The sequence below is a fragment of the Burkholderia sp. AU4i genome, from assembly GCF_000466765.1.
Taxonomy (GTDB): Bacteria; Pseudomonadota; Gammaproteobacteria; order Burkholderiales; family Burkholderiaceae; genus Burkholderia; species Burkholderia cepacia.
This window is the reverse complement of sequence record NZ_ASSI01000202.1, coordinates 1-5260: the sequence shown is the minus strand read 5'-3', so window position 1 is coordinate 5260 and position 5260 is coordinate 1. Positions and strand designations below refer to the sequence as shown.

Below are 5260 nucleotides of genomic sequence, written 5' to 3'. Positions count from 1 at the left end.
TTGATCAGCGTCGACTTGCCGGAACCCGACGGGCCGCACACGACGACCACTTCGCCTTTCTTGACCTCGGTCGTGCAGTCGGTGAGGACCTGAAACTGGCCGTACCACTTCGAAACGTTCTTGATGGAAATCATCTTGTGACCTTTTTCTGGAGACCCTTGACGAGAGCAGACGCCAACGAGCAAATCACGAAATAACATGCGCCGGCGAACAGGACCATCTCGACGGTCGTGCCGTCGCGATCGCCGACGTTGGCGGCCGTGCGGAAGAAGTCCGCGAGGCTGATCACGTATACGAGCGACGTATCCTGGAACAGGACGATCGCCTGCGTGAGCAGCAGCGGCACCATCGCGCGGAACGCCTGCGGCAGGATCACGAGGCGCATCGCCTGCGCGTAGTTCATGCCGAGCGCGAACGCGGCGTTCACCTGCCCGCGCGGCACCGCCTGGATACCGGCGCGGATGATCTCGGAATAATACGCGGCTTCGAACAGCGAGAACGCGACCATCGCCGATGCAAGCCGGATGTCGATCGTCGGCGACAGCCCGAGCACGCCCTGCAGCACCTGCGGCACGATCAGGAAGAACCACAGCAGCACCATCACGAGCGGGATCGAGCGGAACACCGTCACGTACGCCTTCGCGAACCACGCGAGCGGCTTCACGCCGGACAGCCGCAGCAGCGCCAGCAGCGTGCCCCAGACGATGCCGACAACGATCGCGATCAGCGTGATCTTGAACGTGACGATCGCGCCCGTCCACAGCGTCGGTATCGCGCCGGGAATACTACTCCAGTCGAACTGATGCATCACTTGCCTCCGATATAGCCGGGCAGCCGCGTGCGGCCTTCGATCCAGCGCATGAACGCCATCACGACGAGGTTGATGATCACGTAGGCGAGCGTCACCGCGATGAAGGATTCATACGTCTGCGCGGTGTAGTCGACGAGCTGGCGCGCTTGCGCGGACAGGTCGAGCAGGCCGATCGTCGACGCGACCGCGGAGTTCTTGAAGATGTTCAGGAATTCCGACGTGAGCGGCGGCACGATGATCCGGTACGCAACGGGCAGCAGCACGTAACGGTACGTCTGCCATTGCGTGAAGCCCATCGCGAGGCCGGCGGCGCGCTGGCCCTTCGGCAGCGCGTTGATCCCCGAGCGCACCTGTTCGCACACGCGCGCGCCCGTGAACAGGCCGAGACAGATGATCGACGCGGTGAAGAACTGCGTGGTGGGCGGCAACTGCTTGATCCAGGTGCCGATCGACGCGGGCAGCAGCTCGGGTATCACGAGATACCAGACGAAGAACTGCACGATCAGCGGAATGTTCCGGAAGATCGACACGTACACGGTGCCGATCGCGGACAGCCATTTGTTCGGCACGGTGCGCAACACGCCGAACAGCGATCCGACGATCAGCGCGATGACCCAGGCGACGAGCGACACTTCGATCGTCACCCAGAAGCCGGACATCAGCCATCCGAAATAAGTCGTCGGCTCGCCGGTCGACACGGGGCTCAGGAAGATGCCCCAGTTCCAGTGGTAAGACATGGGCAAGACTCCAGCAAAAAGAGACGGAAGAAGCGTGGCCTCTTCCGTCTCATTAGCGTCATTTCTGCATCAACGGCCGTGCGGTCAGTCGAGCGCCTTGTCGTTCGGGTTCGCGTACAGCTTCTTCATCGAATCGGACAGCGGGAAGTTCAGGTTCAGCCCCTTCGGCGGGATCGGGTTCTCGAACCACTTCGCGTAGATCTTCGCGGCTTCGCCCGACTTCTCGACTTGCGAGATCGCGTCGTCGACGACCTTCTTGAAGTCCGTATCGCCCTTGCGCATCATGCAGCCGTACGCTTCTTCCGATTGCGGCGTGCCGACGATCACCCACTCGCCCGGCTGCTTCGCCTTCGCGCGCTCGCCCGCGAGCAGCGCGTCGTCCATCATGAACGCGACCGCGCGGCCCGATTCCAGCGTGTTGAACGAATCGCCGTGATCCTTCGCGCTGATGATGTTCATGCCGAGCTGCTTGTCGTTGTTCATCTTGCGCAGCAGGCGCTCCGACGTCGTGCCGGCAGTCGTCACGACCGTCTTGCCCTTCAGGTCGGCGAAATCCTTGACGCCCGAATCCTTCTTCGTCATCAGGCGCGTGCCGATCACGAAGATCGTGTCGGAGAACGCAGCCTGCTGCTGGCGCTCGGTGTTGTTGGTCGTCGAGCCGCACTCGATGTCCACCGTGCCGTTCTGCACGAGCGGGATGCGGTTCTGCGACGTGACCGGGATGTTCTTCACCTGCAGGTTCGGCAGGTTCAGCTTCTTCTTCACCGCGTCGACCACCTTCAGCTGGAATTCGCGCGAATAGCCGACCACCTGCTGGTTCTGGTCGTAGTAGGAGAACGGAATCGACGATTCGCGATGGCCCAGCGCGATCACGCCCGTGTCCTTGATCTTCTTCAGCGTGCCCGTCTCCTGAGCATGCGCGCCGCTTGCGAACGCGCAAAGCGCCGCGAACATCAGGACTGCCTTTTGGTATTTCATTTTGGTCATCTCCTTGGCTAAAACCCGCGCCAGTGTATCAAAGTAATATTTTTGAAAGTACTGTTGTTTACCGCACGTCGCAGCGCCCCTGGCAAAGCCTTCCTCCCGGCTCCAGGCGCCCCGAATGCGCGCGCGGGCGATGCCGGATTCGGCACCGCCCGCGAGGGTTCATATCCGCAACCAGGTGGATTGCGTCATGAATGGATCATAGTCAATGATCAGGGGTAGAGGCCACGCATTTCGCGCGCCATCAGGATGCGCTTGCACGCCACGATGAACGCCGCCGTACGCACCGACACCTTGTGCTCTTCCGCGACCGCCCACACGCCGGAGAACGCTTCGCGCATCACGCGCTCGAGACGGTGGTTGATCTCGTCTTCCGTCCAGAAGAAGCTCGAGAAATCCTGCACCCACTCGAAGTACGACACGGTCACGCCGCCCGCGTTCGCGATCACGTCCGGGATCACGAGCACGCCGTTCGCGGTCAGGATGTCGTCCGCCGCCGTCGTCGTCGGGCCGTTCGCGCCTTCGACGATGATCTTCGTGCGGATCTTCGCTGCGTTCTTCTCGGTGATCTGGTTTTCCAGTGCCGCCGGGATCAGGATGTCGGTTTCGACCGTCCAGAACTCGTCGTTCGGCATCGGCTCCGCGCCTTCGAAGCCCGCGACGCCGCCCGTGCGGGCAACGTGGTCGAGCAGCTTGTTCGAATCGAGGCCGGCCGGCTGGTAGATCGTGCCCGTGTGATCCTGCACCGCGATCACCTTCGAACCCGCTTCCTGGAACAGCTTCGCCGCGATGCCGCCGACGTTGCCGAAGCCCTGCACCGCGATGCGCGCGCCTTCGATTTCCAGGCCCTTCTTCTTCGCCGCTTCGGAGCCGACGACGAACACGCCGCGGCCCGTTGCTTCCTTGCGGCCGAGCGAACCGCCGAGCGCGATCGGCTTGCCGGTCACGACGCCGGTCGACGTCTGGCCCTGGTTCATCGAATACGTGTCCATCATCCACGCCATCACCTGTTCGTTGGTGTTGACGTCCGGTGCCGGAATGTCGGTGTTCGGGCCGATGATGATGCCGATTTCGCTGGTGTAGCGGCGCGTGACGCGCTCGAGCTCACCACGCGACAGCTTGCGCGGGTCGACGCGGATGCCGCCCTTCGCGCCGCCGTACGGCACGTTCACTGCTGCGTTCTTCACGGACATCCATGCCGACAGCGCCATCACTTCCGACAGCGTCACGTCCTGGTGGTAGCGCACGCCGCCCTTGCCCGGGCCGCGCGACACGTTGTGCTGCACGCGATAGCCTTCGAAGTGCGCGACGGTACCGTTGTCGAGCTCGATGGGGCAGTCGACGATCAGGATACGCTTCGGACGCTTCAGCGTTTCGAGCCAGCGCGACAGCGAGCCGAGGTACGGCGCGACGCGATCGACCTGCTGAAGGTAGTTGCCCCACGGGCCGAGATCGTCGGCGTGCAGGTAGGACGGGATGGACTGCTGTTGCGAAGACATGGATGCTCCAACGTTCAACGAAGTGCGCACATTGTCGAAAAACCCGTTTTTTTTATCCAATGCCGTTTGCTTATTCGATTATGCGTTTCTTGCATGATCGCGATTTTTCGCAAATCCGCGGTCGATTTGCGCAAGAACGCCCGCGATCGGCCGTGCATCGCGTGCTTGAAAAATCGTGTTGCGCGGGCGCGGGCCGGCGGCCGGGCAAGGTGCCCGACAGGCACCGCAGGCCCGACGTCAGCCGGCCGGGCCGGACGATCGACGGTTAACCGCCCACGGTTAACCCGCGGATTCGCGCAGTTCGTCGCGCACGACGTCCCACAGCGCACGCACGAGCTTCTGTCGCGGATCGTCGCCCTGCAGCGCGAGCTTGTCGCAGTACAGCCGGATCTCCATCGTCAGCGTGAACGGATGCGCGCCGCCGCGCACCGACCGGTCGAGCCGGATCAGGCGGCCGCCCGCCACCGCATCCTCGACCGCGCTGTGCGGCAGGAACGCGATGCCGTGGCCCGCGAGCGCCATCGCCTTCAACCCTTCGGCCATGTCGGTTTCATAGACGCGATCGAGGAACAGCGGCGTCGACGCATTCGCGACGATGACCTCCGTCATCCGGCCGAGATACGCGTTCGGCGTATATGACAGGTACGGCACGCGCGCATCGGCCGTGCCGGGCAGCGTATAGCGCGGCCGCCCCGCGCGGCCCGGCGCCGAGAACGGGCTGATCGGCTCGCTGCCGAGGATCAGCATGTCGTAGCGCGCCGGGTCGAGCGCGACGGGGTGGCTCGGGTGGTGGTAGCCCATCACGAGATCGCAGCCGCCCTCGACGAGCGACAGCACCGCGTCGTGCACGTTCAGCGCGCGCAGCCGCGTGTGGACCTGGCCCATCTTCGCCTCGATCCGCTGCAGCCAGCGCGGGAAATACGTGAGCGACAGCGTGTGCGGCACCGCGAACTCGATCGTCGGCACCGGCGCGCCGACGTGCCCGCGCAGCAGCGTGCGCGCCTCGTGCGCCTGCGACAGCATCGTCAGCGCCTGCTCGTAGAAGATCTGCCCGGCCTGCGTCAGCCGCGTCGGATAGACCGAACGATCGATCAGTTCGGTCGCGAGCCATGCCTCGAGCGCCTGGATGCGCCGCGAAAACGCCGGCTGCGACACGTGCCGCAGCTCGGCGGACCGGCTAAAGCTGCGCGTTTCCGCGAGCGAAACGAAGTCTTCGAGCCATTTCAGTT

6 protein-coding genes are annotated in these 5260 nt (G+C 63.7%); all 6 read right to left on the bottom strand.

Annotation, left to right across the window (positions count from 1 at the left end; all coding sequences use genetic code 11):
* Positions 1-134, bottom strand: a 134-nt coding sequence (locus tag L810_RS44400) for an ATP-binding cassette domain-containing protein (RefSeq protein WP_155836443.1), incomplete at its 3' end; no start/stop codon positions are given.
* Positions 131-808 carry a glutamate/aspartate ABC transporter permease GltK gene (gltK, locus tag L810_RS35915; protein WP_042977589.1) on the bottom strand — a complete coding sequence of 226 codons (678 nt, stop codon included), beginning with the start codon at positions 806-808 and terminating at the stop codon, positions 131-133. The genes L810_RS44400 and gltK, both read right to left, overlap by 4 nt.
* Positions 808-1548 (bottom strand): amino acid ABC transporter permease, encoded by a 741-nt coding sequence (locus L810_RS35910; RefSeq protein WP_027788374.1) that lies wholly within the window; start codon positions 1546-1548, stop codon positions 808-810. The genes gltK and L810_RS35910 overlap by 1 nt, the downstream gene beginning before the upstream one ends.
* Before the next feature lie 84 nt (positions 1549-1632).
* Positions 1633-2526, bottom strand: a complete 894-nt coding sequence (locus tag L810_RS35905; protein WP_042977591.1) for a glutamate/aspartate ABC transporter substrate-binding protein — start codon at positions 2524-2526, stop codon at positions 1633-1635.
* Between the two features lie 218 nt (positions 2527-2744).
* The gene (locus tag L810_RS35900; RefSeq protein ID WP_021163078.1) at positions 2745-4031 is read right to left on the bottom strand and encodes a Glu/Leu/Phe/Val family dehydrogenase; all 1287 of its coding nucleotides are present in this window, start codon (positions 4029-4031) and stop codon (positions 2745-2747) included.
* Positions 4032-4310: 279 nt separating this feature from the next.
* Entirely contained in the window at positions 4311-5258 is a 948-nt protein-coding gene (locus L810_RS35890; protein WP_081712943.1) for a LysR substrate-binding domain-containing protein, read from the bottom strand.
* Between the last annotated feature and the right edge of the window lie 2 nt (positions 5259-5260).